The 25,095-nt window shown below is 66.0% G+C and carries 23 protein-coding genes and 1 pseudogene; 11 read left to right on the forward strand and 13 right to left on the reverse strand.

Annotation, left to right across the window (positions count from 1 at the left end):
- The first annotated feature begins 7 nt into the window (after positions 1-7).
- Genes KYT87_RS02555 through KYT87_RS02565 form a run of 3 tightly spaced genes read left to right on the forward strand, consistent with a single transcriptional unit; the run spans position 8 to position 2,149 of the window.
- Positions 8-709, forward strand: a complete 702-nt coding sequence (locus KYT87_RS02555; RefSeq protein WP_046806547.1) for an amino acid ABC transporter permease — start codon at positions 8-10, stop codon at positions 707-709.
- 1 nt (position 710) lies between these two features.
- Positions 711-1,427 (forward strand): amino acid ABC transporter permease, encoded by a 717-nt coding sequence (locus KYT87_RS02560; RefSeq protein ID WP_046806546.1) that lies wholly within the window; start codon positions 711-713, stop codon positions 1,425-1,427.
- Positions 1,424-2,149, forward strand: a complete 726-nt coding sequence (locus KYT87_RS02565) for an amino acid ABC transporter ATP-binding protein (protein WP_046806545.1) — start codon at positions 1,424-1,426, stop codon at positions 2,147-2,149. Before KYT87_RS02560 ends, KYT87_RS02565 begins: the two co-directional genes overlap by 4 nt.
- A gap of 13 nt (positions 2,150-2,162) precedes the next feature.
- Here KYT87_RS02565 and KYT87_RS02570 read toward each other — a convergent pair whose 3' ends face one another.
- The 13 genes from KYT87_RS02570 to mpl form a co-directional block, all read right to left on the reverse strand.
- The gene (locus tag KYT87_RS02570) at positions 2,163-2,996 is read right to left on the reverse strand and encodes a symmetrical bis(5'-nucleosyl)-tetraphosphatase (protein WP_046806544.1); all 834 of its coding nucleotides are present in this window, start codon (positions 2,994-2,996) and stop codon (positions 2,163-2,165) included.
- Positions 2,993-4,171, reverse strand: coding sequence for an LPS export ABC transporter permease LptG (gene lptG / locus KYT87_RS02575; RefSeq protein WP_104145191.1), 1,179 nt, complete (start codon positions 4,169-4,171; stop codon positions 2,993-2,995). Before lptG ends, KYT87_RS02570 begins: the two co-directional genes overlap by 4 nt.
- A gap of 131 nt (positions 4,172-4,302) precedes the next feature.
- Entirely contained in the window at positions 4,303-5,028 is a 726-nt protein-coding gene (mtgA, locus tag KYT87_RS02580; protein WP_046806542.1) for a monofunctional biosynthetic peptidoglycan transglycosylase, read from the reverse strand.
- A 5-nt stretch (positions 5,029-5,033) separates the two neighbouring features.
- Positions 5,034-5,897 carry a shikimate dehydrogenase gene (gene aroE, locus KYT87_RS02585; protein WP_046806541.1) on the reverse strand — a complete coding sequence of 288 codons (864 nt, stop codon included), beginning with the start codon at positions 5,895-5,897 and terminating at the stop codon, positions 5,034-5,036.
- Complete coding sequence (locus KYT87_RS02590) at positions 5,894-6,751, reverse strand: TonB family protein (RefSeq protein ID WP_046806540.1); 858 nt, start codon at positions 6,749-6,751, stop codon at positions 5,894-5,896. Before KYT87_RS02590 ends, aroE begins: the two co-directional genes overlap by 4 nt.
- Positions 6,752-6,903: 152 nt before the next feature.
- Positions 6,904-7,992 (reverse strand): ABC transporter ATP-binding protein, encoded by a 1,089-nt coding sequence (locus tag KYT87_RS02595; RefSeq protein ID WP_046806539.1) that lies wholly within the window; start codon positions 7,990-7,992, stop codon positions 6,904-6,906.
- A complete protein-coding gene (locus KYT87_RS02600) occupies positions 7,985-9,763 on the reverse strand; it encodes an iron ABC transporter permease (RefSeq protein ID WP_219991651.1) in 1,779 nt (592 codons plus the stop codon). The genes KYT87_RS02595 and KYT87_RS02600 overlap by 8 nt, the downstream gene beginning before the upstream one ends.
- Before the next feature lie 151 nt (positions 9,764-9,914).
- Entirely contained in the window at positions 9,915-11,012 is a 1,098-nt protein-coding gene (locus tag KYT87_RS02605; protein ID WP_219991652.1) for an ABC transporter substrate-binding protein, read from the reverse strand.
- A 139-nt stretch (positions 11,013-11,151) separates the two neighbouring features.
- Positions 11,152-13,638 (reverse strand): extracellular solute-binding protein, encoded by a 2,487-nt coding sequence (locus KYT87_RS02610; protein ID WP_104145188.1) that lies wholly within the window; start codon positions 13,636-13,638, stop codon positions 11,152-11,154.
- On the reverse strand, positions 13,625-14,296 hold the full coding sequence (locus KYT87_RS02615; protein WP_219991653.1) for a response regulator transcription factor: 672 nt from the start codon (positions 14,294-14,296) through the stop codon (positions 13,625-13,627). Before KYT87_RS02615 ends, KYT87_RS02610 begins: the two co-directional genes overlap by 14 nt.
- Before the next feature lie 128 nt (positions 14,297-14,424).
- Complete coding sequence (locus KYT87_RS02620) at positions 14,425-16,326, reverse strand: ribonuclease catalytic domain-containing protein (protein WP_046806534.1); 1,902 nt, start codon at positions 16,324-16,326, stop codon at positions 14,425-14,427.
- 73 nt (positions 16,327-16,399) lie between these two features.
- The gene (locus KYT87_RS02625; protein WP_219991654.1) at positions 16,400-17,002 is read right to left on the reverse strand and encodes a YqiA/YcfP family alpha/beta fold hydrolase; all 603 of its coding nucleotides are present in this window, start codon (positions 17,000-17,002) and stop codon (positions 16,400-16,402) included.
- A gap of 25 nt (positions 17,003-17,027) precedes the next feature.
- Positions 17,028-18,398, reverse strand: a complete 1,371-nt coding sequence (gene mpl, locus KYT87_RS02630; protein WP_219991655.1) for a UDP-N-acetylmuramate:L-alanyl-gamma-D-glutamyl-meso-diaminopimelate ligase — start codon at positions 18,396-18,398, stop codon at positions 17,028-17,030.
- Between the two features lie 94 nt (positions 18,399-18,492).
- Between mpl and KYT87_RS02635 the strand changes: the two genes are divergently transcribed.
- From KYT87_RS02635 to KYT87_RS02665, 8 genes and pseudogenes are all read left to right on the forward strand, one after another.
- Complete coding sequence (locus KYT87_RS02635) at positions 18,493-19,026, forward strand: TlpA disulfide reductase family protein (protein WP_219991656.1); 534 nt, start codon at positions 18,493-18,495, stop codon at positions 19,024-19,026.
- Positions 19,027-19,123: 97 nt separating this feature from the next.
- Positions 19,124-19,558 (forward strand): type II 3-dehydroquinate dehydratase, encoded by a 435-nt coding sequence (aroQ, locus tag KYT87_RS02640; protein WP_120153729.1) that lies wholly within the window; start codon positions 19,124-19,126, stop codon positions 19,556-19,558.
- 88 nt (positions 19,559-19,646) lie between these two features.
- Positions 19,647-20,102, forward strand: coding sequence for an acetyl-CoA carboxylase biotin carboxyl carrier protein (accB, locus tag KYT87_RS02645; protein WP_046806530.1), 456 nt, complete (start codon positions 19,647-19,649; stop codon positions 20,100-20,102).
- A 9-nt stretch (positions 20,103-20,111) separates the two neighbouring features.
- Positions 20,112-21,458 carry an acetyl-CoA carboxylase biotin carboxylase subunit gene (accC, locus tag KYT87_RS02650; protein ID WP_046806529.1) on the forward strand — a complete coding sequence of 449 codons (1,347 nt, stop codon included), beginning with the start codon at positions 20,112-20,114 and terminating at the stop codon, positions 21,456-21,458.
- Between the two features lie 95 nt (positions 21,459-21,553).
- A complete protein-coding gene (gene prmA, locus KYT87_RS02655; RefSeq protein ID WP_120153731.1) occupies positions 21,554-22,480 on the forward strand; it encodes a 50S ribosomal protein L11 methyltransferase in 927 nt (308 codons plus the stop codon).
- Positions 22,481-22,506: 26 nt separating this feature from the next.
- Positions 22,507-22,572, forward strand: a pseudogene (locus KYT87_RS29695) (zinc-ribbon domain-containing protein); the annotation flags it as partial.
- Between the two features lie 384 nt (positions 22,573-22,956).
- Positions 22,957-24,081 (forward strand): DUF3426 domain-containing protein, encoded by a 1,125-nt coding sequence (locus KYT87_RS29700; protein WP_370638767.1) that lies wholly within the window; start codon positions 22,957-22,959, stop codon positions 24,079-24,081.
- 12 nt (positions 24,082-24,093) lie between these two features.
- Positions 24,094-25,035, forward strand: coding sequence for a carbohydrate kinase family protein (locus KYT87_RS02665; RefSeq protein ID WP_046806526.1), 942 nt, complete (start codon positions 24,094-24,096; stop codon positions 25,033-25,035).
- The last annotated feature ends 60 nt before the right edge of the window (positions 25,036-25,095 follow it).

Genomic DNA, 25,095 nt, shown 5'->3' on the forward strand with positions numbered 1-25,095 from the left:
TGTCTCGATGCATTACGTTTTCGACTTCAACGCCATTTTCCAGGGCGAGTATCCAACGTGGCTGTGGAGGGGATTCGTCACCACCCTGGCGCTGGCGGGGCTGTCCTGGGTGCTGGCGTTCGGCGTGGGCAGCCTGTTGGCGGTGATCCGCCTGACGGGCTCGCCCGTGGCCAACGCGGTGATCGCCACCTATGTGGCGTTTCATCGCAACGTGCCCATGCTGGTGCACATCCTGTTCTGGTACTTCGGCGTGCCGGCGCTGCTGCCGCAAGGGGCCAGCGACTGGCTCAACAGCCACGGCAGTGAATTCATCATGTCGTGCATCGCCATCGCGCTGGTGATGTCGGCCTACATCTGCGAAGACCTGCGCAGCGCCGTGCGCGGCATTGCGCCGGGGCAGGTCGAGGCCGCGCGGGCGCTGGGCCTGGGCTTTCTGCGCACCATGCGCTGCGTGGTGCTGCCGCAGGCGTTTCGCATCGCCATTCCGCCGCTGCTGAACCAGACGCTGCTGTTGTTGAAGAACACCAGCCTGGCGATGGCGATCGGGGTGACGGAGCTGACGGCGGCCGGGCGCGAAATCGAGAACTACACGTTCCGCACGTTCGAGGCCTATGCGGTGGTGACGGTGATTTATCTGGTGCTGTCGTTCCTCATCATGGGTGGCGGCGCGATCTTGCAACGACGGTATCGTCCGCTGGGGGCGCGCTGATATGTGGGACATCCTGAAAGACAACTGGCTGCTGCTACTGATCGGGCAGTATCCGCACGGCCCGGTCGGCGGCCTGGTCGCCACGCTGGGCCTGGCGGCGATCAGCCTGGCGTTGGCGCTGCCTTGCGGCGTGCTGCTGGCGCTGGGCCGGATCAGCCCCTACCGGATCTTCTACTGGCCGTCGTCGGCCGTGGTGTATCTGGTGCGCGGGCTGCCGCTGCTGATGTTTATTTTCTGGGCATACTTTTTTGTGCCGCTCATCATCGGCCGGCCCGTGGCGGGCACGACCACGATGGTGGTTGCGCTGGTGTGCTACGAAAGCGCGTACCTGGCCGAGATCATCCGCGCCGGCATCCAGGCGTTGCCGCCCGGACAGCAAGAGGCCAGCCGGGCGCTGGGCCTGTCGTATATGCAGACGATGCGGCGCGTGATCCTGCCGCAGGCGCTCTACAACATGCTGCCCAGCATGCTGAGCCAGTTCGTCTCGACGGTGAAGGAAACGTCGCTGGCCTACGTCATCAGCGTGCAGGAGCTGACCTACGCCGCCAACCAGATCAACAGCGTGTTGCTGACCAAGCCGTTTGAAGTGTTCGGCTTGCTGGCGATGACCTATTTTGTTTTGAATTTTGGCCTGAGTTCCTTGGTGCACCTGACCGAACGACGTATCGGCAGACGGCGCGCCGGGCTGGGGGCCGCCCCTAAAGTGGTGCCGACATGATCCGATTTTCACAAGTGCAGAAGTGGTATGGCGATTACCAGGCGCTGGCCGACGTGACCGAAGAGGTCAGGCAGGGCGAAGTCGTCGTCGTGTGCGGGCCGTCGGGGTCGGGTAAATCCACCTTGATCCGCACCATCAACCGGCTGGAACCCATTCAGAAGGGCCTCATTGAAGTGAACGGGCAGGACATCTACGGGCCGAAGGTGCACCTGGACCAGCTGCGCAGCCACATCGGCTTCGTGTTCCAGCAGTTCAACCTGTTCCCGCATCTGTCCGTGCTGGAAAACCTGATGCTGGCGCCGCTGCAATTGAAACGCGCGCGGCGTCCCGAAGCGCGCGAGCGGGCGCTGCAATTGCTGGAACGCGTGGGCCTGTCGCACAAGGCAGAGGCGTATCCCGCCCAGTTGTCGGGCGGTCAGCAGCAACGCGTGGCGATTGCGCGTGCGTTGGCGATGAACCCGCCCGTGATGCTGTTTGACGAGCCGACCAGCGCGCTGGACCCCGAGATGGTGGGCGAGGTGCTACAGGTGATGAAGGGCCTGGCCAAGGACGGGATGACGATGGTGTGCGTGACGCACGAAATGGGTTTCGCGCGTGAAGTGGCGGACCGCGTGTGGTTCATGGACGCCGGGCGCATCGTGGAAACGGGCACGCCCGACGCGTTCTTCAGCCGGCCCGCAACGGTGCGGGCGCAGAAGTTCCTGGCCGAAATCCGTCACTGAGCGCGTGGCGGCGTCAGTCCGACAGCGGGTTCTGGAATTGCGAGCACTTGACCTGGACCAGCTTGCGGTCTTGCAGGCGCAAGGCCGTCAGCGCGCCGCCCCAGACGCAGCCCGTGTCCAGGCAGATCACGTCGGGGCGCTGTAGCAGGCCCAGCGTGGACCAGTGGCCGAACACGGTTGTGATGTCGCGCGTGGCGCGATTGGGCACGTCAAACCAGGGCACCAGGTTGGGCGGCCACGCGCCGGGGGCCACCTTGGTGGCAAATTCCATGTGGCCGTTGGGCGTGCACAGGCGGATACGCGTCAGCGCGTTGATGATGACCCGCATCCGCTTGCCGCCCTTGTGGTCTTCTTTCCACGTGGCCGGCTCGTTGCCGTACATCTTTTGCAGCGCCTTGTGCCAGTTCGGGCCGCGCAGCGCGTCCTGCACTTCGCCGGCCAGTGACAGGGTCTTGGCCACGTCCCACTTGGCCAGCGTACCGGCGTGCACCAGCAGATGGCCTTGTTCAAAATGGGCCAGCGGGCGAAAGCGCAACCAGTTGATGAGTTCGGCGGCGTCGGGCGCGCGAAGGATCGGGTCCAGCGTGTCGGACTTGGACGGCTTGCGCACGCCGGCCGCGGCGGCCAGCAGGTGCAGGTCATGGTTGCCCAGCACCGAGGTGGCGCGGTCGCCCAGATCGATGATGCGGCGCAGGGTTTCCAGCGATTGCGGCCCCCGGTTGACCAGGTCGCCCGCGAACCAGAAGCGCGAACGGGGGTCTCCGACCAGGTCGGGATGGGCCAGCAAGCGGTCCAGCGGCGAGCAGCACCCCTGCACGTCGCCGATCATCCAGATACTGCCGTTCATGCGGGACTCTTGCTCCAGGGCCAGCGTTGTTGGACCACGCGCGTGATCGTGTGGCGGTATTCCATGTAGCTCATCGCGCCCAAGGCCAGAGCCATGGCACCGATGTTCGGACCCAGCGCTGTCAGCCATGACGGCCATTTGCCCAGCATGCCGACGTTAAGCGCCAGCTGGTTCAGCATGAAGAAGCCCACGCCCAGCAGGATGCCGATGAACACTTTGGCGCCCACGCCGCCACGGCGGGTTTGCATCAGGCCGATAGGCGCGGCAATGGTGATCATCACCAGCAGCGTGAACGGATACGCCAGTTTGCGCCACAGGGCCACCACCTGTCGACCATATTGCAGCTGGTTGTCGCGCAAGTACTGCACGTAGTCCAGCAGCGTGACGATGGACATGCGTTCGGGCGTCAGCACGCGGGCCAGCAGGCGTTCGGCGCTAAGCGTGGTGTCCACCGTGCGCTCGGGCACCTTGGCGACCGAGGCGGGCGGGTTCTTGGGTTGGCGCGCGTTGGCCAGTGCTTCGGCCGCGTCGTCGTCCAGGCGGGTTTCCGACACGTCTTTCAGCACCAGGTCGCCATGCGCGAACAGGCCGGTGGGCGCCGTGGACAGCACGGTCAGCGTCTGGTCTTTCTTGAATTCGTAAAGGGTGATGCCGGCCACCTGGCCGTCGCCCTTGAGTTCGGCGATGTTGATGATGCGCATGCCGCCGTTGGCGGTGGGTTCCTTGAACCAGTAGCCGCTTTTCAGGCGGTCGCCGCCGGCCTTGCCGCGAAACATCAGGTTGGCTTCGCCGCTTTTGATTTCGGCCCAGGGCGTGACGTATTCGGACAACAGGGCGGCGCCGATCATCAGCGGGATGGTCACCACCCACAGCATGCGCAACAGCCGCATGCCGCTGACGCCCGAGACGCGCAGGATGACCAGTTCGTTGCGCTGGGCCAGGCCGGCCAGCGCCAGGATCGCGCCGATCAACAGGCCGATGGGCAGCAGATCGTACAGACGGGTGGGTATGGCCAGCGCCTGCATGTAGAGCAGGGCCATCATGGAGAACTTGTCGCCCACGTTGTCCAGGTCGTCTACCAGCGCGAAGAATGTGAAAAGGCCGAGCAGGGCCATAAGGACCACTGCACAAGAGCGATAGATTTCGCGGGCCAGGTAGCGACGGGCGGTACGCATGAAAATGTGGGGAAGCGCTAAACGTGAAAGCTTAACAAATCCCACCGCCCAGGGTGCGAAGTGCGCGTAGCGGGCGGCGGGTTCGGGAGGTCAGGAGACGCAAGAATGCGTCACGGGGACGTCAAGGCGGATCAGGGGATGTCCACCATCTGCATCCGGCGGGTCAGCACCCCCACGCGGGAGTTCAGGTAATTGGAATTGCGGCGGGTGTCGTAGAAGCGCGGGTTGGGCAGCATGGCGGCCAGCCGCGCGGACTGGCTGGCGCTGAGGTTGGCGGCCGACGTATTGAAATAGTGCTGCGCGGCGGCTTGTGCACCAAAGACGCCCACGCCCCACTCGGCCACGTTCAGATACAGCTCAAGAATGCGTTCCTTGCTCATGACGTGTTCGATCATGTAGGCCAGGACCAGTTCCTGCCCTTTGCGGATGTAACTGCGCGAACTGGACAGGAACATATTCTTGGCCAGCTGCTGCGTAATGGTGGAGCCGCCGCGCATCTTGCTGCGGCCGGCTTCTTCCTGGCGCTGGTTGTATTCCCAGGCCTTGCGGATGGCGTCCCATTCGATGCCGTCGTGTTCGGTGAACTTGGAATCCTCGGACGCCACCACCGCGCGCTTGAGGTTGCGGCTGATCTTGTCGTAGGGGACCCATTCGTATTTCAGCTGGAAGGCGGGGTTGCCTTCGCGCAGGCGCGAGCGTTCTTCGCGCATGATCGCGCTGCTGCCGGGATCGCGGTAGTTGTACCAGACCACCTGCGAGAACAGCCAGAATTGGTACAACAGCACCGCGCACACCAGCGCCATCAGCACGCCGGTGATGATCCGGAACCAGGATCGGCCCTGCTTGCGCGTCGCCATGCCGCTTAGTGTCCGGCCGCCAGGGCCTCGCGCAGCGCGGCCAGCACCGGCGCCGGGTCGGGGCGCACGCCATGCCAGATCAGAAAGCTCTCGGCGGCCTGGCCCACCAGCATGCCCAGCCCGTCGGCCGTCAAGCTGGCCCCGTCGGCCTCGGCCTGCTTCATGAAGGCGGTGGGCTTGGCGCCGTACATCATGTCGTAGGCGGCGGCGCCCGGCGCGTACAAGCCGGGCGGCAGGTCCGGCGCGGCATCCTGCAAGCCGCTGGCCGTGGCATTGATGACCAGGTTCCAGCCGCCGGGCCGCGCGGCGTCGGTCAAGCCGCCCGCCGTGACCTGGGTCTGGGGCGACACGCCGGTGGCGCGCCAGGCATCGGCCAGTTCCAGCGCCTTGGACGCGGTGCGGTTCACGATGTGGATGCGCGCGCAGCCGGCTTGCGCCAGCGGTTGCAGCACGCCGCGCGCCGCGCCGCCCGCGCCCACCATCAGCACGGCGGCATCGGCCAGCCGCAGGCCCAGGCGTTGCAGGTCCGACACCAGGCCCACGCCATCGGTATTGCAGCCGTGCCAGGCGCCATCGCGCCAGGACAAGGTGTTGACGGCGCCGGCCAGGCGCGCGCGGGCCGACAGGTGGCCCGCCGCCAGCGCGTAGGCATCCAGCTTGAAAGGCACCGTGACGTTCAGCCCCAGCCCGCCCTCGGCCACGAATGCGGCCACCGCGTCGCCAAAGCCGTCGACCGGCGCCAGCAGGCGCTCGTAGCGCAGCGGCTTGCCGGTCTGCTGGGAAAACATGGCGTGGATCTGGGGCGAGCGGCTGTGCGCGACGGGGTTGCCGATGACGGCGTAGCGGGCAAGAGGGGGCGCCTCGGTCATGGGGCTTGGGTTTCCAGGGTGTCGTTGACGAAATGCCACGTACGGGTGATGACCAGCACGTCGGTATCGCGCGCGATATCGGGGGGGAAGGGCGGGAAGGGCGCGGCCAGCTGGACGATGCGGCGCGCGGCTTGGTTCAGCACGGCATGCGGGGACGGCTGGTCGATTTCCACGTTGGCGATGCTGCCGTCGGCGCGCACCGATACGGTAATGCGCAACGATCCGTAGATGCGTCCGCGCGCCTCGTCCGGGTAGTGCTGGGTGCCGACGGTTTCAATGCGGGCGCGCCACGCGTCCAGGTAGGCGGCGTAGCGCGAGGCTTCGGCGGACGGCGCGACGAACTGCTTGCGGGGTTCGTTGCTGTATTGCTGGACGCGCGCGGCCAGCGCGGCAACCTGGGCGTTCTGGATCACGCTGGCCTGGTCCTCGGCGTCCTTGCCCAGGTCGGCGCCGTCGGGCCAGGGGTTGACGGCCTGGCGTTCGGCGCCGGCCTGTTGCGCCGAGCGCAATTGGGTCATCAGGCGGGTTTGTTCGGCTTCCAGCTGCACCTGGCGGCGGCGCATGGCTTCCAGCACGATGGTCTCGGCGGCTGCGCCGGTCTGGGGCAGCGGCGTGGTGGTCATGCCTTGTTCGGCATTGCCGCCACCGGTCATCTGGTTTTGCGCCTGGGCGCGCGGCGCCTCGGGCGGGGTTTCGCTGCGGGCGTTCAGCAACACCACTTCCAGGCTGGTTACGGGCGGCCGGGTAAGCGCGGGCACGCCGAAGCGCCACGCCAGGGCGCCGGCGTGCACCAACAGCGATATTGCAATGCCGATGCGCAGGTAGTGCTGGGCGGGAGCGCCCAGCCACCGCATATAACGGCCTAGCGGGGAGGAGGAATCAGGGCGTTGCACGGACGCATTGTAAGGCGAGTCCGCGCCGCCCGGACAGGCCGGCCAACCGCTTGTAACAGCTATTGGACGGCATGCCGGGATGGCGGGCGAGCGGCCGGCGCCGCCCGGCCCGATCAGGCCTGCTTGCGCGGGAACACCCACACCTTGCTGGCCGGAAGGGCCAGGCGGCTGGGGCCGGGTTCGCGGCCTTCGGGACCATAGGCGCGCAGCGCCAGGGTATTGGCCGGGTCCGCGTCGGGCGTGCGAAACAGGTATTCCCAGCGGTCGCCCAGGTACATGCTGGTCAACAGCGGCATGTCGATGTGGTTGCCGTCGGGGTCGTCCGCCAGGCGCACTTGTTCAACCCGGATCACGGCGGTGCCGTCCTGGCCGGCCGACACGCCTTCGCCCGCCTTGCCCCACAGCGCCCAGCCACGGCCCTCGATGCGGGCACGGCCATCGCGCACTTCGGTGACCTTGCCTTCCAGCCGGTTGTTGCTGCCCATGAACTCCGCCGTGAACAGCGTGGACGGCGAGCCGTACATTTCCTGCGGCGTACCCTGCTGTTCGATCTTGCCGTTGTTCAGCAGCAGGATGCGGTCAGAAATGGCCATGGCTTCGCTCTGGTCATGCGTCACCATCAGGGCCGACAGCCCCAGGCGGATGATCAGTTCACGCAGGAAGGCGCGGGCTTCTTCGCGCAGCTTGGCGTCCAGGTTGGACAGCGGCTCGTCCAGCAGGATGACGGGCGGGCTGTACACCAGCGCCCGGCCAATGGCCACGCGCTGTTGCTGGCCACCCGACAGCGCATGCGGATGGCGCTGGCCCAGCTTGCCCAGGCCCAGCTGGTCCAGCACGGCCTGCACGCGTTCGCGCACTTCGGCCGACGGCACCTTGCGCAACTTCAGCGGGTAGGCCACGTTTTCAAACACGGTCTTGTGCGGCCACAGCGCGTAAGACTGGAACACCAGGCCCAGGTTGCGCTCTTCGGCCGGAATCTCCTTGCGCGCGCCGCCGTCATAGACGATGCGATCGCCAATGGTGATGCGGCCGCGCTTGGGGCCTTCCAGCCCGGCCACGGCGCGCAGCAGCGTGGTCTTGCCGCTACCCGAGGGGCCCAGCAGCGACACCACTTCGCCTTGGCGCAATTGCATCGACACGCCCTTCAGCACGGGGTTGTCGCCGTAGTCCAGGTGCAGGTCTTCTACAGAAAGCTCAATCATGAAGTTTGACTCCGAATCGCAGGGCGATGCCCAGGCCGATCACGACCAGAACGATATTGATGAAGGAAAGCGCGGCCACGATGTCGATGGCGCCCGAGGCCCACAGCGACACCAGCATGGAACCGATGGTTTCCGTGCCGGGCGACAGCAGGTAGACGCCGGTGGAGTATTCGCGCTCGAAGATCAGGAACATCAGCAGCCATGAACCGATCAGGCCGTACTTGGCCAGCGGCACCGTGACGTGGCGTGTGACCTGGCCGCGGCGCGCGCCGGCGCTGCGGGCGGCCTCTTCCAGTTCGGGGCCCACTTGCAGCAGGGCCGATGAAATCAAGCGCAGACCGTAAGCCATCCAGACCACCGTGTAGGCCAGCCACACGCTGAAGATGGTGCTGCGCATGGCGCGCAGCCATTCGATGAAGTTCTCGCGCAGCCATTCGGCGAACGGCAGCGCCGACAGCCAGCCGTTTTCGTCCACGTCCAGGGCGTTGTCCAGCCACATCGGCACAAACAGGAAGACCCACAGGAAGGCCAGGCCGGCCAGCAGGCCGGGCACGGCGCGCGGCACCAACACGCTGTAGTCCATGAAGCGCGTCACGTTGTCGGGCTTGCGGTGCATGGCCAGGCCCACGAACATGTAGCACATCACCGCCAGCGCGCCGCCGAACACCCCGATGGCGACCGAGTTCACAATGGCGCGGATCAGGTTGGGCTGTGCGAAGACCGTACGGAAGGCGTCCAGCGACAGCACGTCGAACAGCGACACGCCCATACCCCAGTTGGACACGAACGCGCGCAGCAGCACGCCCAGCAGCGGCACGATAATGGTGACCACCAGCCAGAACGCCACGACCGCGCCGGCCGCCCAGCGCCACTTGCCCAACGGCAGCGGACGAGCGCGCGAGGCTTTGCCCTTGACGGTGACGAAGCGATTCGCAGTGCGCATCAAACGGCGTTGCAGCATCACCAGCGGAATCGTCATGCAGATCAGGATCACGGCCACGGCGGCCATCAGGTGATACGACGGAATGCCCAGCTTGTTGGTCAGCTTGTACAGGTACGTGGCCAGCACCAGGTTGCCTTCGGGGTCACCCAGCACCAGCACCAGGCCGAACACTTCCAGACCCAGGAAGAACAGCAGCACGGTGGCGTACAGCATGGCCGGGCGCACCATCGGCAGGCTGACCGACACCATCACGCGCAGCGGCGACGCGCCGGCCACGCGAGCCGCTTCTTCCACGTCGGAGCCCATGCTGCGCAGCGCCGACGAGATGTACAGGTACGCGTGCGGCACGTGCGTCAGGCCGGCGATGATGACGATGCTGGTCAGCGAATAGACGTTCCAGGGCACGAAGCCCAGGATGTTCTGCGCCCAGATCGAGAAAAAGCCCACCGGGCCGGCGGCCACGACGTAGCCAAAGCCCAGCACCATGGGCGAGACGAACACCGGCACCAGGATCAGCGGTTCGATCCAGCGGCGGCCGGGCAGGTCGGTGCGGATCATCAGGAAGGCCAGCATGCCGCCTAGCGGAATGGCGATGATGGCCAGCCCGAAGGCCAGGATGAAGCCGCTTTTCAGCGCCTTGTAGAAATCCGGGTCCGCGAAGATGAAGCGGAACGCGTCCAGGCTGAAAACCTTGGACGGGGCAAAGAAGGGCGCGGATAGAAAGCTTTGGACGATGATGAACGACAACGGCACATAGATGGCCAGGGCCGTAATCAACACCACCACGCCGCGCGGCAGGGACTGCCATTTTCTGCGCAATGACTGCATGGGGAAATCCTGTATTCAAAGTGACGCGACGGTCGCGCCGCCCGGGTAGGGGCAGGCCCGCCCGGGGGGCGGTCAGGCGGGCGGCAGGCTGCCGTCCGCTACGCGTATGGGGCGCCGGGGCGGGCGCGCCGCGCCCCGGACCCGCGCGGCCTTACTTGCCGGCCGCGGCGCGCCAGTCCTTGATGAACTGAAGGCGCTTGGTCTGCTCAAGGTAGTCCAGCAGCGTTTCGTTGACCGGAATCGGCTTGAGCGAGGCGCCCAGCTTCTTGGTCATGCCGTCCACATCGTTGTCGCCGTCGATGTCATCGCGCACCGAGGCCAGGTCGGCCTGGTTGGCCATGATTTCCTGGCCCTTCCTGGACAGCAGGTAATCCATCCACAGCTTGGCGGCGTTGCGGTTCTTGGCCTTCTTGCTGATGAACGCCACGCGCGACAGCACCAGCGCGTAGTCGGTCGGGTAGGCCACGCCCAGCGACGGGTCGGACTTGGCGCGGGTTTCGGCGTACGAACCCAGGATGTTGTAGCCGATCAGGTTTTCACCCGAGGACACGCGTTCCATCATGGTGCCGGTGGACGATTGCACGACCAGGCCGCCCTTGGCGATGTCTTTCAGCGTGTCGAAATACTTGGGGTCGTTGGCCTTGTCCTGCACGGCCAGCATGAAGCCCACGGCCGACTTTTCGATGTCGTAGGTGGTGACCTTGTTCTTGAACTTGTCGGGCTGGCTGGCAATCAGCTTGGCCAGCGCGCCGTGCGTGGTGGGCACTTCGGCGGCGGGGATCAGGCGCTTGTTGTAGATGAACACGGCCGGCTCGTAGGTCGTGCCGTAGGCCGAATCCTTCCAGACGGCCCAGGCCGGCAGCTTGCCGGCTTCGGGCGACTTGTATTGCAGCGCGTAGTCGGTGGCCAGCTTCAGGGCCGAATCCATCGACGAGCTCCAGACGATGTCGCCGCTACCGCCGCCCGCCGCCTGCTCGCTGATGTAGCGGTTGTAGAGCTCGGTGCTGTTCATGTCGTTGTATTCGACCTTGACGCCCGGATACAGCGCTTCGAAGCCCTTGATGATGGGGCCGGCGGCCTTGGTGTCGGTGGTCGAATAGATGACGACCTTGCCTTCCTTCTTGGCGCCGTCCAGGATCTTTTGATAGTCGGCCGGGTAACCCGCCGGCACGGCCTGCGCGAAGGCGCTGCCGGTGGCGATGGCGAAAGCTGCGGCGCAGGCGGCCGCCAGTTGGGACTTGGCAAGCATGTGTTCGTCTCCGATTGGAATTGGTCTATAGCGGGATCTGGGTCCAGCCTGCGGCCATCTTAGGAGGCGGCGTCTGTCGTCGTCCTGTCATGGGGGCGATAAGCGGCTAGGGGTAATCCCTGGTCTTGCCGCGCCCCGCCTACGGCCGCTTGGGCGTGTCCGTCACCAGCCGCACCCAGTTCTGCACGAAGCGCGAATGCCGTCGCTGGTCCAGTCCCACCAGCAATGCCGGGCTTAACACCACCGGCTGCACGATGCCTTGCGAGCGCGCCAGCACGGCCTCGGAGGTCCAGCGGCCCGGCGTGTCTTCCATGATGGAACCCAGCGCCGCGTGGCTGGACGCCACCTGCTGGCCGGCCGGAGACAGCAGCCAGTCCACCAGCGCGCGCGCCAGATCGGGGCTGGGCGCGCGCCGCGAGATCAGCACCGACCGCGCCAGCACCAGCACATAGTCCTGCGGAAACACCACGCCGATCTTGCTGCCGGCGGCCTGGCGCGACAGGGCGTATGAACCCAGGATGTTGTAGGCCAGGTCCAGTTCGTCGTTCTCGATGGCGTCCAGGATCTGCGCGCTGGTGGGCGACAGCCGCACGCCCACTTGCCCCATCGCGTTGGCCAGCCCCCAGAAGTTGGACGACACCAGTTCGTCTTGCTCGGCCAGCAGATAGCCCAGGCTGCTGGCGGCGATGTCGTAGGTGCCGACACGGCCTTGCAGGCTGGCTTGCTCGCGTTCCAGCAGGCGCAGGATGTCCTGCCGCGAGCGCGGCACGGTGGCCTCGGTAAAGCGCTTGGGGTTGTAGACGATGACGGCCGGTTCGAACGTGAAGCCGTAGACCTCGTTGCGCCAGACCGCCCACGACGGCAGCTTGGACGCGTAGGGCGACGAGTACGCCTGCGCATAGCCGTCGTTGGCCAGCCGGATCTGCAAGTCCGACGCCGAACTCATCAGCACGTCCACGTTTTTCAGGCGCCCGTCCACGGTCGCTTCGTACAGGTCGCGGCTGCTGATTTCGCGATACACCACCGACACGTCGGGCCGCAACGATTGAAAGCCCTGGATCAGCGGCGCGACGACGGGCGTGTCCGTGGGCCCGGCGATGACCAGTGTGCGCGACGTGGGCTGCGGCGCGGGGTAGCGCGTGACGATTTCGTCCAGATCGGCCGCGCGCGCATCCTGCGGGGCGGACACCAGCAGCATCGCCGCCGTGCACGCCGCGCCCAGCCACGCCGCCACGTGGCGTCCGGCCGGCTGTTGTTGCAGCGGCAGGATGACGCGCGCGGACAGGCCGCCGCCCGGCCGATCATGCAGCCATAGCGACCCCCCGTGCGCCGTCGCCACCGAACGCACGATGGCCAGCCCCAGGCCAGATCCCGGCTGCGACTCGCCAGCCCGCCCGCGCGTAAAGCGCTGCTGCACGGCTTCTTTTTCGTCGTCCGAAATGCCCGGCCCGCGATCGGACACCGTCAACGCCACGCGGAAACCGGCTACCGGCGTGGCCTGGATGTCCACCGTGCCGTCGGGCGCATAGCGCAAGGCGTTGTCCACCAAGTTGCGCAGCATCTCGCGCAAGGCGACCCGGTCACCGGCCAGTCGCGCGCGGCGCACTTCCGGCGCGATTTCGATGCGCAGCCGCTCGGCTTCCACCGGGCCGATGCGTCGGCGCGTTTCGTTGATGGTCTCGGCCACGCCCACGGATTCCGGTGGCCCCTTGCCCAGCCGGTGCGTGATGGTGGCGTCCATCAGCAGCTGGTTGATCAGCTGGCTGGCATGCGTGGCGTTCTGGTGAATGCGTACGATGCGTTCGCGCAGCCGCTTGGGGTCGGTCTCGTCCAGCGCCACTTCGGCTTGCGCGCGCAGCGACGCCAGTGGCGTGCGGACCTGATGCGTGGCGTCGGCCACCAGCGTGTTCAGCGTGTCCATGATGATGGACAGGCGTTGCATGAAGGCGTTCAGCGCTACGACCAGGCGGCGCACTTCGCGCGGTACGGGCGTGGTCACGGGCGTCAGGTCCTCGGGGGCGCGGGTGCGCAGGTCGCGTTCCAGCACGGCCAGCGGCGCAAACGCGCGCTGCACGCCAAACCACAACAGGCCCAGCGCCACCAACGACACCACCACCAGCGGCAGGACGCCACGCCCCAGTATTTCGTCGGCCAGTTCATCCCGCGACCCCAGGGTCTCGGCCACCCGCACCGTGACCCAGCCGGCATGCTGGCTGGCCGACACCAGCCGCCCCACGGTCGCCACGCGCACGGGCTCGTCGTGGTAGGTGACGTAGGCGAACACCGGCGTGGCGGCTTGCGCCAGCGGCAGCTTGGGCGCCAGGTCGCCATAGCCGGTGATGAGGTGCCCATTGGAGGTGCGCGCTTCGTAAAAGACCCGTTCGCCGCCCGACAGCATGGCCAGCGACGACACTGGCGGCTCGACGGTGACGCCTTCGTCATCGATCTGCACGGACCCCGCAATGGTCAGCGCCGACGCGGCAAGCAGGCGGTCGAACGCCTGCTCGGCGGCGCGCTGGGCATAACCCCGCAGGAAAAAAACCAGCCCGATCAGCGCGCAGGCCAGCAGCGCCGCGCCCAAGGTGAAGACGCGGCGCCGGATCGAGGCGCTTTCAGGGATGTTCATGGCTGCGGGCCTGATAGCCGACGCCGCGCACGGTGATGATGTCGATCGACGCGCCCGCCAGCTTTTTGCGCAGCCGCGAGATCAACAGTTCCAGCGCGTTCAGCGAGCCGTCGTCCAGGTCGAATAGCTGGTTCATCAGCCGCTCTTTCGCCACGGTCTGGCCAAGGCGGCCCACCAGGATCTCAAGCAGGCGGAATTCGCGCCGGCCCAGTTCCAGCGGGGTGCCCGCCAGCGTCACGCTGCGCCCGGCCAGGTCCAGGCTCAGGTTGCCGTAGGAGGTGGTGCTGCTGGTCTGCCCGGCCGGCCGGCGCATCAGCGCGCGCAGCCGCGCCTCAAGTTCACGCAGGTCGAAGGGCTTGACCAGATAGTCGTCCGCGCCCAGGTCCAGCATGTCGATCTTGTCTTCGATTTCGGCGCGCGCGGTCATGACCAGCACCGGCGCTTCCAGCCCGGCGGCGCGCAATTCACGGATGACCGAGAAGCCATCCTTGCCGGGCAGGTTGATGTCCAGCACCAGGGCGTCCCAGGTTTCGTCCAGGCCCCAGCGCAAGGCCGCGACGCCGTCGCGCACCCATTGCACGCTGTGGCCGGCCGACCGCAGCTTGCTCTCCACCGCATCGCCCAGATCAAGGTTGTCCTCGACCAGCAAAATGCGCATGTTGCGTCTCCGTCTTGTTATGGTCCTCTGCCGCGGGCAACCCCTCTTGCGCAATGGCGGGAGGGGCTGCCCGCGGCAGGGACGTTTTTTATGCTTTTGTTACGTTGCGCTGTCGCGCTGGATGCATCCTACGTGCTTGCGGGCTCGGGAGCCAGCTGGCCGACATACCGGCAGTCCAGTTCCAGCGCCAGCTCATCCATGCCCAGGATGTCGATTTCAACCGGCGTGCCGCGTTCCAGTTCGGGCATGCCGCCCACGCGCGTCACCAGCGGCGCGTTGGCAAATCGCACCAGATCATCGCGCAGCACGTGCGCCACCGTGCGGGTGATGCCGTTTTGCTTCAACCAGCGCAGGCACCAGTAGCGTTCCATGGCGCTTTGAAATTCGGCCCAGGCCGCGTACTGCGCATCGAACGCGCCGATGATGGCGAACAGGTCGGCGTCGCGCGGCTTGAACGGCGCCACCAGACGCGCCGACACGCCGTGTTCCACCGCGGCGATCAGTTGCCACTGGTTGACCAGGTCGACATAGCGGCGCAGCGGCGACGTGCTCCACGCATACTGCGGCACGCCGATAGCTTCGTGCGGCAAGGCCTGCGTGCTCATGCGCACGCGGCCCGCCTGTTGCGACCGATAAATACCCGGCACGCCGTGTTGGTGCAGCAAGCCGCCCCACAGGTTGTTGGCCAGGATCATGTATTCGGCCACCATGCGGTCCAGCGGCGCGTTGCGCTGACGCGGCACCAGGCGCACCGGCGTGTCCGGGTCGTCGGGGTTGCCGTCCAGGTAGAAGCTGTATTCCACGCGGGAATTGTTTTCGGGCTTGCCGCGCACGTTTTCGCGTTGCGCCGACAGCGCCTGCGCCAGTTTCCACAGCGGACGCAACCAATGGCCGTAGGGAATGTCGGCCGACGGGTCGGCCAGGCTGGCCTCGGTGACTTGCGCGTCCAGCATGTTGTGGCGCAGGTTTTCACGCACCACCACCCGTTCCAGGCGCGTGTCGGATTCGATGATTTCGCCCGTTTCCGGGTCGGCCACCACATACAGCGACAGCACCGGCACTTCGCGCCCGGCATCCAGCGAGAACGCCTTGATGACGTTGTCCGGCTGCATCGGGATCTTGTCGCCCGGCATGTACACCGTGGACAGGCGGGCGCGCGCCAGCTTGTCGAATTCGCTGTCGCGGGTCACGGTCAGGCCGGGGGCGGCCACGTGCACGCCCACGCGCAGGCGGCCGTCGGGCAACGTCGTGACGGACAGCGCGTCGTCGATCTCGGTCGTGGTGACGTCGTCTACCGAATAGATCTCGGCATCGGACAACGGCAGTTCGCGGTCGATGGGCGGCAGTTCCAGTTCCGGGAATTCCAGGCCGCGCGGGAAGTTGACGGCCAGGAAGCGGCGCTTGTGCAACGCCAGCGCGTGCGGCCATGCGCCTAGTTCCAGCAGCAGGCGGTCGGGGCTTTTGCCCAGCTTGGCGCAGGCGGCGTCCAGCGCCTTCCATTGCTGCGAATTCTTGTCCGGGCGGATCAGCAGCGTTTCGGCAACCTGGGCAATGGGTTCGGGCAGGCGGCCGGCGGCCATCTCGTCGACCCATTCCTGTTGCTGTTCGGCCTGGCGCTGCTTCTTTTCCAGCGCCGCCAGCGCAGCGGCCAGGATGTCCGGCGGGGCAGGGCGGTAACGGCCCTTGCCACGGCGGTGAAAGTACGCGGGCGCACTGTGCAGGCGCATCAGCAGCGCGGCATGTTCCACCGGCGTGGGGGCGTGGCCGAAGTAGTCGGCGGCCAGCGTGGGCGTGTCGAACTCTTCTTGCGGCGCGCATTCCCACAGGAATTGCAGATCCAGTTCGTCGGCGGCCGCGGCCGCCTGGCTCATCAGCGCCGCCGGTTCGGGCGACGCGAAATTGAACAGGGTATTGGCGCGCTTGATCTTGCTGCGCTTGCCCGACTCTGACTCCACCTGCAAGCTGGCGTCGGTTTCGGACAGGATGTTGCCGGCCTTGAAACTGCCGTCATCTTCGTAAAACACATACATGGTGGGGATCTTCCTGGGCGGCGCGTACGCACCGCCTTGCGCAGCGAAATAGAGTGTTGATGTCTGGTACTGATTATTGAGGGCTAACCTGCTTGCCGCCAAGGGCGAATTCAAGCACCTCGGGCATCCAACGTTCGAAGTCGGACAAACCGTGGTCGCTGCCTTCGACGATACGCTGCCGGCAACCCGCGTAGCGATCGCGCATTTCACGCCAATCCAGAACCTCGTCGCCCGTGGCCGCCAGCAGGAAGTACCGGTCGGGATGGGTGATGCGGGGGACGTGGATGGCGGCCAGTTCGTCTACATATTCAGGCAAAAAGACGAACGGCGCGTCGGAATGATACATGTGGTGCTCGCCGACCTGGGTGGCCAGGTCGCGCGCCGCCTCGACGGCCGGGTTCAGCAGCACCGCCTTGCAATCCAGTTGTTCTGCCAGCCAGGTGGCGTAGAAACCGCCCAGGGACGAGCCCACCACGGTCAGCGCCCGGGGGCTGTCCGCGCCTTGCAGTTGGCGCTGCGCAATGTCCATCGCCAGCGCAATGGCTTGCCGGGGGCTGGCGGGCAGTTGGGGGCAGGCCCACTTTGCGGCCAGGCCAAGCCCGGCCATGGCATCGGCCATCTGCCGGGCTTTGGTGGAACTGGGCGAGGAACGAAAACCGTGCAGGTAGAGAATCATTTCGTGCTCGTCCAATAAAGAGGGATCAGCGGCGTGCCCGCAGCGCGTTCAGCAGCTTGCCATGGACGCCGCCAAACCCGCCGTTGCTCATGACCAGCACCTGGTCGCCGGGGCGGGCGGCGGCGGTCACGGCCGCGACCAGCGCGTCGATGTCATCGTAACTGGAAGCTCGGTCGCCCAGCGGCGCCAGGACCTCGGCCGGATTCCAGCCCAGCGCATGCTTGCCGCTGTGGGCGCCAAAGCAGAACACCAGGTCGGCGTCGGCCAGCGCGTCGGGCAGGCGGGCGGCCATGGTGCCCAGCTTCATCGTGTTGGAGCGCGGCTCCAGCACCGCCAGGATACGGGCAGACCCGACTTGGCGGCGCAGCCCTTGGACGGTGGTGGCGATGGCGGTGGGGTGGTGCGCAAAATCGTCATAGACCTTGACGCCGTCCACGGTGCCGCGCAGTTCCATGCGGCGCTTCACGCCCGCAAAACGCGTCAACGCGGCAATGCCTTCCGCGCCCGCCACGCCCGCGTGCTCGGCGGCGGCCAGCGCGGCCAGCGCGTTCATGCGGTTGTGCTCGCCGGTCAGGTTCCAGCGCACGGTGCCGATGTCGACCCCGCTGCGTATCACCGTGAAGGCGCCGTCATCATCGGGCGGGGATGCCTGCCAGGCGCCATCCGCGCCGAACGTGACCGTTTCGGACCAGCAACCGCGCGCAATCACGCGGTCCAGTGCGTCGCAATGGGCGGGCCGTACGATGCGGCCGGACGCGGGAATGGTGCGCACCAGATGGTGGAATTGCGTTTCGATGGCCGCCAGATCCGGGAAGATGTCGGCGTGGTCGTATTCCAGGTTGTTCAGGATGGCGGTGCGCGGGCGGTAATGGACAAACTTGGACCGCTTGTCGAAGAACGCCGTGTCGTATTCGTCCGCTTCGATCACGAAGGGGCGGCGCGTGGGGTCATAGCGGGCGGATACATGCAGGTCCGCCGCCACGCCGCCGATCAGGAAGTTGGGGGCAAGGCCGGCGGCTTCCAGTATCCAGGCCAGCATCGAGCTGGTCGTGGTTTTGCCATGCGTGCCCGCCACCGCCAGCACGTGCGCGCCCGGCAGGATGTTGTCGCCCAGCCATTGCGGGCCGGACACGTAGCGCGCGCCCGATTCCAGAATGGCTTCCATCAGGGGGTTGCCGCGGCTGACGACGTTGCCGATCACGTACAGGTCGGGGGCCAGCGCCATCTGGTCCGCGCCAAAGCCTTCGATCAGGTCGATGCCTTGCTCGGACAGCTGCGTGCTCATCGGCGGGTATACGCCCGCATCGCAACCAGTGACCTTGTGGCCGGCGGCCCGCGCGATCAGCGCCAAGCCGCCCATGAACGTACCGCAGATGCCAAGAATGTGCAGGTGCATTGAAAACTCTCCTGTCCGGCATTGTATATATAGCGGCCACCGGCCATGCCGCCCGGGCAGCGCGCAAAATACCGGCAGCGGTTATGATCGCGCCATGAATCGACGCCTACTTCTATCCGCCGGCGTGGCCGTGGCCGCCACGGTCGCCGGGGGCTATACCCTGTTGGGGCAGAAGTCCCGCACGTCTGCGCCGCCCACTGAGGCCGGCGACCCGGTTGCCGCCTTGATGCAATTGCAGATGCCCGACCTGCATGGCGCGACGCAGTCGCTGGCCAACTGGAAGGGCCAGCCGATGGTGGTTAATTTCTGGGCAACGTGGTGCGCGCCGTGTGTGCGCGAGATGCCGGAATTGGATGCCTTGCAGAAAAAATACCCGAATGTCCGCTTTGTCGGCATCGGCGTTGATTCCGCAGCGAACGTGCAAAAATTTGTCGAGAAAGTGCAAGTTTCGTACCCCTTGTGGGTGATCGGGGCAGGTGCGATCGATACCTTGCGCAAGCTGGGCAACCCCAGCGGCGGCTTGCCTTTTACCATCGTGTTCAACGCTGATGGCGCAATTAACCGGAAGATACTGGGCGAAATCCAACCCGACGACCTGAACCAAACCTTATCCGGTTTGAAGGCATAAGTCTGTTGGACAAATAGTAGGAATTGGCGTAAAAAGCTGGTTTATCGGCTGTTTTGCCAACAATTCCACCGTTGGCAATCCACTCATTGGCAAGCGCATGGCGCAAAACATACTGGTATTGCATGGCCCGAATCTAAACCTGCTTGGCACCCGGGAACCTCATATCTACGGCAGTTTGACGCTGCCTCAGATCAATGAGCGCCTGGAGCTGCTTGCAGGGGAATTGGGCGCCAAGCTGGCTGCTTGGCAAGGCAATCACGAAGGCGCGCTGGTTGACCGCATTCAAGCGGCCCGGCAAGACGGCACAGACTTCATCATCATCAACGCGGCGGCTTATACGCACACCAGCGTCGCTATCCGCGATGCGCTGGCTGGGGTCGCGATCCCATTTATTGAAGTACATTTGTCCAATCTGTATAAGCGAGAGCCCTTCAGGCATCACTCTTATCTGTCCGACTTGGCGGTAGGCCTTATCTCCGGCCTGGGCGCGGACGGCTACGAGGCGGCTCTGCGTTACGCAGTGCGGCACTGATCTCGCACCAAACTCACGGCTTTTACATCTTATACGGCGCGGACCCCACGCTGGGACGCCGCCGACACTATCTCGGGAAGCAGCTTCTATGGACCTTCGAAAACTCAAAACCCTGATCGACCTGGTGGCTGAATCGGGTATCGCCGAGCTGGAAATCACCGAAGGCGAAGGCAAGGTACGCATCGTCAAGTTCTCGCAAACCTTGCAGCCGGTGGCTTACCACCAGCCCGAAGCCGGCGCGCAAGCCGCGCCCGTCGCACAAGCCGCCGCGCCCGCCGCGCCGGCCGCCGAAGCCGCCCCGGTCATCCAGGGCCACGTCGTCAAGGCGCCGATGGTCGGCACGTTCTACCGTTCGCCGAACCCGGGCGCCGCCCCGTTCATCGACGTGGGCGCCACCGTCAAGGAAGGCGATCCGCTGTGCATCATTGAAGCCATGAAGCTGCTCAATGAAATCGAAGCCGACAAGTCCGGCGTCATCAAAGAAATCCTGGTCGAAAACGGTGAGCCCGTCGAGTACGGTCAACCCCTGTTCGTCATTGGCTGATAGCTGAAAATGTTCGAAAAAATCCTGATCGCCAATCGGGGCGAAATCGCCCTGCGCATTCAGCGCGCTTGCCGTGAGCTGGGCATCAAAACCGTGGTCGTGCACTCCGAGGCTGACCGCGAGGCCAAGTACGTGCGCCTGGCCGATGAATCCGTGTGCATCGGGCCCGCGCCGTCGCGTGACAGCTACCTGAACATGCCGGCCATCATTTCGGCCGCCGAAGTGACGGATTCCGAGGCAATCCACCCGGGTTACGGGTTCTTGTCCGAAAATGCCGACTTCGCCGATCGCGTCGAAAAGAGCGGCTTCGTCTTCATCGGCCCGCGTCCCGACACCATTCGCCTGATGGGCGACAAGGTCAGCGCCAAGCGCGCCATGATCGAAGCGGGTGTGCCGGTGGTGCCCGGTTCTGAAGGCGCGTTGCCCGAAGATCCGCAGGAAATCATCCGCATTGCGCGCGAAGTGGGCTACCCGGTCATCATCAAGGCAGCAGGCGGCGGCGGTGGCCGTGGCATGCGCGTGGTGTACACCGAGGCCGCGCTGTTGAACGCCGTCACCATGACGCGTTCGGAAGCGGGCGCCGCGTTCAACAACCCGGAAGTCTATATGGAGAAGTTCCTTGAGAACCCTCGCCATGTGGAAATCCAGGTGCTGGCCGATGGTGGCCGCAACGCCGTCTGGCTGGGTGAGCGCGACTGCTCCATGCAGCGCCGCCACCAGAAGGTCATCGAAGAAGCGCCGGCTCCCGGCATCGCCCGTCGCGCCATCGAGCGCATCGGCGACCGCTGCGCCGACGCTTGCCGCAAGATGGGCTATCGCGGCGCGGGCACGTTCGAGTTCCTGTTTGAAAACGGCGAGTTCTATTTCATTGAAATGAACACCCGCATCCAGGTCGAACACCCGGTCACCGAACTGATCACCGGCATCGACCTGGTGCAGCAGCAAATCCTGATCGCCGCTGGCGAGAAGTTCACGCTGCGCCAACGCGACATCGCCTTCAAGGGCCATGCCATCGAATGCCGCATCAACGCCGAAGATCCGTTCCGTTTCGTGCCCAGCCCCGGCCGCATCACCAACTGGCACACGCCGGGCGGCCCTGGCGTTCGGATTGATTCGCACGCCTACAACAGCTACTTCGTGCCGCCCAACTACGATTCGATGATCGCCAAGGTCATCACGTATGGCGATACGCGTGACCAGGCATTGGCGCGCATGCGCATCGCGCTGTCGGAAATGGTGGTGGAAGGCATTTCGACCAACATCCCGCTGCATCGTGAATTGCTGCAAGATGCCCGCTTCATCGAAGGCGGCACCAGCATCCACTATCTGGAAAACAAGTTGGCTCAGCGTCCCTGACCGACGACCCGGGGCCTCACGGCCCCTTTTTACGTTTTATGGTCTATCGGGCCGCGGCGCGAGCCGCGGCCCGATGGCCAGATGGAAGAATAATCATGCGTGAACTCGTGCTCCATTGCCTGGAGGCTCAGGCCGAAGCCCTGTCGGACGCGTTGCTCGAAGCGGGCGTGCTGTCGGTGTCCGTCGAAGACGCCGACTTCGGCACCGATGACGAACGCCCCTTGTTTGGCGAACCGGGCACCGAGCCCGACGTGCAGGCCTGGGACCGCAACCGCGTCGTGGCCTTGCTGCCCGATGGCGCCGATCCCACGCAGATCATGGAAGAAGCCGCGTCGGCCGGTGAGCTGGACCCGACGCTGTTTGCCGGCTGGACGCTGCGCGACGTGCCGGACGCCGACTGGGTGCGCCTGACGCAATCGCAGTTTGGCCCCATCCACATTGCCGAACGCCTGTGGATCGTGCCCAGTTGGCACCGCGACAATCCCGATGTGCCCGGGCTGGACCCGGCCACCGCTGAAGAGGGCGCCATCCATATCGAGCTGGACCCGGGCTTGGCGTTCGGCACGGGCAGCCATCCCACCACGCACCTGTGCCTGGCCTGGCTGGAAGCCGAATTGCCCGCCGGCGCGACCGTGCTGGACTACGGCTGCGGCTCGGGGATTCTGGCCATTGCCGCGCGCAAGCTTGGCGCAGGCCCGACCTTGGCCGTGGACATCGACGCGCAGGCCGTGCAAAGCACGGCCTACAACGCCGAGGTCAACCACGTAGCACTGCAAGCCATGCTGCCCGACGCGCTGGCCGACGGCACCTTCCAGGTGGTCGTGGCCAACATCCTGTCCAATCCGCTGAAAGTGCTGGCGCCGATGCTGGCCGGCCGCGTGGCAGAGGGCGGGCATCTGGTGCTGTCCGGCGTGCTGGAACGCCAGGCCGAGGAAGTGGCTGCCGCCTACGCGCCCTGGATGGCGATGTCGGTCTGGCGCGCCCGCGACGGCTGGGTTTGCCTGCACGGCCAGAAGGCCTGAGCACCGCTTAGGCAGGATCGCATCACATGGCTTTGACCACCCGCTGCCCGCAATGCGGCACCACGTTCAAGGTGGTGCCGGACCAGCTGCGCGTCCGTAACGGCCTGGTGCGCTGCGGCGCCTGCTCGACGGTTTTCGACGGCCGCGCCTGCCTCTTGCCCGGCGCCGACGCGAAGGCGCTGCCGCCCGTGCCGCCAGCCGCGCGTCCCGCAACGCCGGCCCCGGCCGCAGCCGCCGCCGCGCCGGTCCTCTCGCGGCCCTCGGTAGAGCCGCGCCAGGTTCCGCCCTGGGAAGACGAACCGGCCTCGCATCCGCATGCCCCGGCCGCCGCGCCGACGCCTGCCGCACCAAGGCCTGCTCCGGCAGTGCCGCCAGCCCCCGCCACGCCTGCGTACGCCCCGATGACGCCGCCGCCGCCGCCGGGCCGAGCCGAGCCGGTAATTCCGGCCGCCGTGGCGCCTGCCGCTGCGCCCGCCGTGCTGCGCGGGCGCGACGCGATACGCCGCCACGTCGAGCCCGACGATAAGCTGCCGGAAGACGAGTTTGACGACGAAGGCCCGTTGGACCGGGACCTGGAAGATGAAATGCGGGACGACCGGCATGGCCGCGTCCAGACGTATCGCCCCGAACCCATCATCGCCACGCCGCGTGGCAACGAACCGGTGTTCAACTGGCAGGACCGGGCCGACGAAGACGACCGAGACGATCATCGAATCGACGATCGGGATCACGACCGCGACCACGATCAAGACCACGACCGCGACCACGATCACGATCACGACCGCGACCACGATCACGACCGCGACCGCGACCAAGACCGCGATCACGACCACGACGATCACCGCATAGGCCACCACGATGACCCGCGCGTCGATCACCGCAACGTCTCCCGCGATCGCACCCCGCGCCACCACGACGTTCGCCAGCCTTACGTCGCCGACCACGCCCTGAGCCGTCACGACGCCTACCGCGCCGACGACGACGGCCCCGGCTTTGACGACGACATCGAGCCCGTGCTGGGCGATGCGCGCACGCGATATTCCAGCGCCACCGATGTGGGCCGCGCCCCGCCCGAGTTCCTGGACCAGGACCGTACCGAACGCCGTGGCCTGCTGCGCAAATTGTGGGGCTATGCGTGCCTGTTGGGCCTGATCGCGCTGGGCCTGCAACTGCTATACGTTTACCGCACCGACATCGCCAATTCCGTGCCGGCCGTGCGCCCGGTGCTGGAAGCCGCGTGCAAGCCGCTGGGCTGCACGGTGGGCTACGCGCGGCGCTTGGAGCGCATCGCGATTTCCTCGTCGTCATTGCAGCCGCCCACGGGCGCGGCCGCCATCGACGACGGTCGCAGCCGCCTGGTGCTGAACCTGGTGCTGCGCAACCGCTACGACAAGCCGCAGCATTGGCCCGCGCTGGTGCTGGACCTGACGGATCTGTCCGACACGGTCGTGGTGCGCCGCGTGTTGCGGCCCGAAGACTACCTGACGCCCGAGCAGCTGCGCGGGCCGTTCGCGCCGGCGGGCGAGCTAAAGATTTCCGTGCCCATTGAAGTGACCGGTGTTCAGGTCAATGGCTACCAACTTGATAAGTTCTTTCCTTAAAGGATGACACGCATGGCAACCCCCGTCCTGGTTTGCGGTTCGATGGCGTTCGACACGATCGCCGTGTTCGAAGGCCGCTTCAAAGAGCACATTCTTGCCGACCGCATCCAGTCGTTGAGCGTGTCGTTCCTGGTGCCCAGCATGCGCAAGGAATATGGCGGTTGCTCGGGCAACATCGCCTACAACATGAATCTGCTGGGCGGCAAGCCGCTGCCCGTGGCCACCGTGGGCGAAGACGCTGGCGAATACCTGGAACGCCTGTCGGCCCTGGGCATCGACATCGCCCGCGTCAAGGTGATTCCCGATACGTTCACCGCGCAGTGCTTCATCACCACCGACCTGGACGATAACCAGATCACCGCTTTCCACCCGGGCGCCATGTCGTTCTCGGCCGACAACGACCTGAGCGATGCGCAAGCGGCCTGGGCCATCGTTGCCCCGGACGCCAAGGAAGGCATGTTCGCGCACGCCGAGCGCCTGCACGCGCGTGGCATCCCGTTCATCTTTGACCTGGGCCAGGCGATGCCGCTGTTCGACGGCGCCGACCTGGAACGCATGCTGAAGATGGCGCGCGCCCTGACCGTGAATGACTACGAAGCCGGCGTTGTCGAACAGCGCACGGGCCGCGGCATGGCGGACATCGCCGCCACGTTGGAAGCCGTGGTCGTGACGCGCGGAGCCGAAGGCGCCACGCTCTTGACCGGCGGCAAGACGATCCAGATCGCGCCGGTGCGCGCCACGCAAGTGGTCGACCCGACCGGTTGCGGCGACGCGCAGCGCGGCGGCCTGCTTTACGGCCTGACCAGCGGCTGGAACTGGGAAGACAGCTGCCGCCTGGGCAACGTCATGGGCGCCATCAAGATCGCCTCGCGCGGCCCGCAGAATCACGCTCCGTCGCGCGCCGATATCGACGCGGTGCTGCACGCCACCTACGGCATCCACTTGCCGGCTTGATCGTTTTATCCGGACTTCCAGACACGGGAACCGCCGCGCGATTGCGCGGTCGAACGGACG

Source organism: Achromobacter sp. ES-001 (genome assembly GCF_019448355.1).
GTDB lineage: Bacteria > Pseudomonadota > Gammaproteobacteria > Burkholderiales > Burkholderiaceae_B > Achromobacter > Achromobacter spanius_B.

Excerpts from the sequence above, each read along its gene's own strand:
- KYT87_RS02555 (WP_046806547.1), top strand. The coding sequence starts at position 8 with ATGCATTACGTTTTCGACTTCAACGCCATTTTCCAGGGCGAGTATCCA.
- KYT87_RS02560 (WP_046806546.1), top strand. The coding sequence starts at position 711 with ATGTGGGACATCCTGAAAGACAACTGGCTGCTGCTACTGATCGGGCAG.
- KYT87_RS02565 (WP_046806545.1), top strand. The coding sequence starts at position 1,424 with ATGATCCGATTTTCACAAGTGCAGAAGTGGTATGGCGATTACCAGGCG.
- KYT87_RS02570 (WP_046806544.1), bottom strand. The coding sequence starts at position 2,996 with ATGAACGGCAGTATCTGGATGATCGGCGACGTGCAGGGGTGCTGCTCG.
- lptG (WP_104145191.1), bottom strand. The coding sequence starts at position 4,171 with ATGCGTACCGCCCGTCGCTACCTGGCCCGCGAAATCTATCGCTCTTGT.
- mtgA (WP_046806542.1), bottom strand. The coding sequence starts at position 5,028 with ATGGCGACGCGCAAGCAGGGCCGATCCTGGTTCCGGATCATCACCGGC.
- aroE (WP_046806541.1), bottom strand. The coding sequence starts at position 5,897 with ATGACCGAGGCGCCCCCTCTTGCCCGCTACGCCGTCATCGGCAACCCC.
- KYT87_RS02590 (WP_046806540.1), bottom strand. The coding sequence starts at position 6,751 with ATGCGGTGGCTGGGCGCTCCCGCCCAGCACTACCTGCGCATCGGCATT.
- KYT87_RS02595 (WP_046806539.1), bottom strand. The coding sequence starts at position 7,992 with ATGATTGAGCTTTCTGTAGAAGACCTGCACCTGGACTACGGCGACAAC.
- KYT87_RS02600 (WP_219991651.1), bottom strand. The coding sequence starts at position 9,763 with ATGCAGTCATTGCGCAGAAAATGGCAGTCCCTGCCGCGCGGCGTGGTG.
- KYT87_RS02605 (WP_219991652.1), bottom strand. The coding sequence starts at position 11,012 with ATGCTTGCCAAGTCCCAACTGGCGGCCGCCTGCGCCGCAGCTTTCGCC.
- KYT87_RS02610 (WP_104145188.1), bottom strand. The coding sequence starts at position 13,638 with ATGAACATCCCTGAAAGCGCCTCGATCCGGCGCCGCGTCTTCACCTTG.
- KYT87_RS02615 (WP_219991653.1), bottom strand. The coding sequence starts at position 14,296 with ATGCGCATTTTGCTGGTCGAGGACAACCTTGATCTGGGCGATGCGGTG.
- KYT87_RS02620 (WP_046806534.1), bottom strand. The coding sequence starts at position 16,326 with ATGTATGTGTTTTACGAAGATGACGGCAGTTTCAAGGCCGGCAACATC.
- KYT87_RS02625 (WP_219991654.1), bottom strand. The coding sequence starts at position 17,002 with ATGATTCTCTACCTGCACGGTTTTCGTTCCTCGCCCAGTTCCACCAAA.
- mpl (WP_219991655.1), bottom strand. The coding sequence starts at position 18,398 with ATGCACCTGCACATTCTTGGCATCTGCGGTACGTTCATGGGCGGCTTG.
- KYT87_RS02635 (WP_219991656.1), top strand. The coding sequence starts at position 18,493 with ATGAATCGACGCCTACTTCTATCCGCCGGCGTGGCCGTGGCCGCCACG.
- aroQ (WP_120153729.1), top strand. The coding sequence starts at position 19,124 with ATGGCGCAAAACATACTGGTATTGCATGGCCCGAATCTAAACCTGCTT.
- accB (WP_046806530.1), top strand. The coding sequence starts at position 19,647 with ATGGACCTTCGAAAACTCAAAACCCTGATCGACCTGGTGGCTGAATCG.
- accC (WP_046806529.1), top strand. The coding sequence starts at position 20,112 with ATGTTCGAAAAAATCCTGATCGCCAATCGGGGCGAAATCGCCCTGCGC.
- prmA (WP_120153731.1), top strand. The coding sequence starts at position 21,554 with ATGCGTGAACTCGTGCTCCATTGCCTGGAGGCTCAGGCCGAAGCCCTG.
- KYT87_RS02665 (WP_046806526.1), top strand. The coding sequence starts at position 24,094 with ATGGCAACCCCCGTCCTGGTTTGCGGTTCGATGGCGTTCGACACGATC.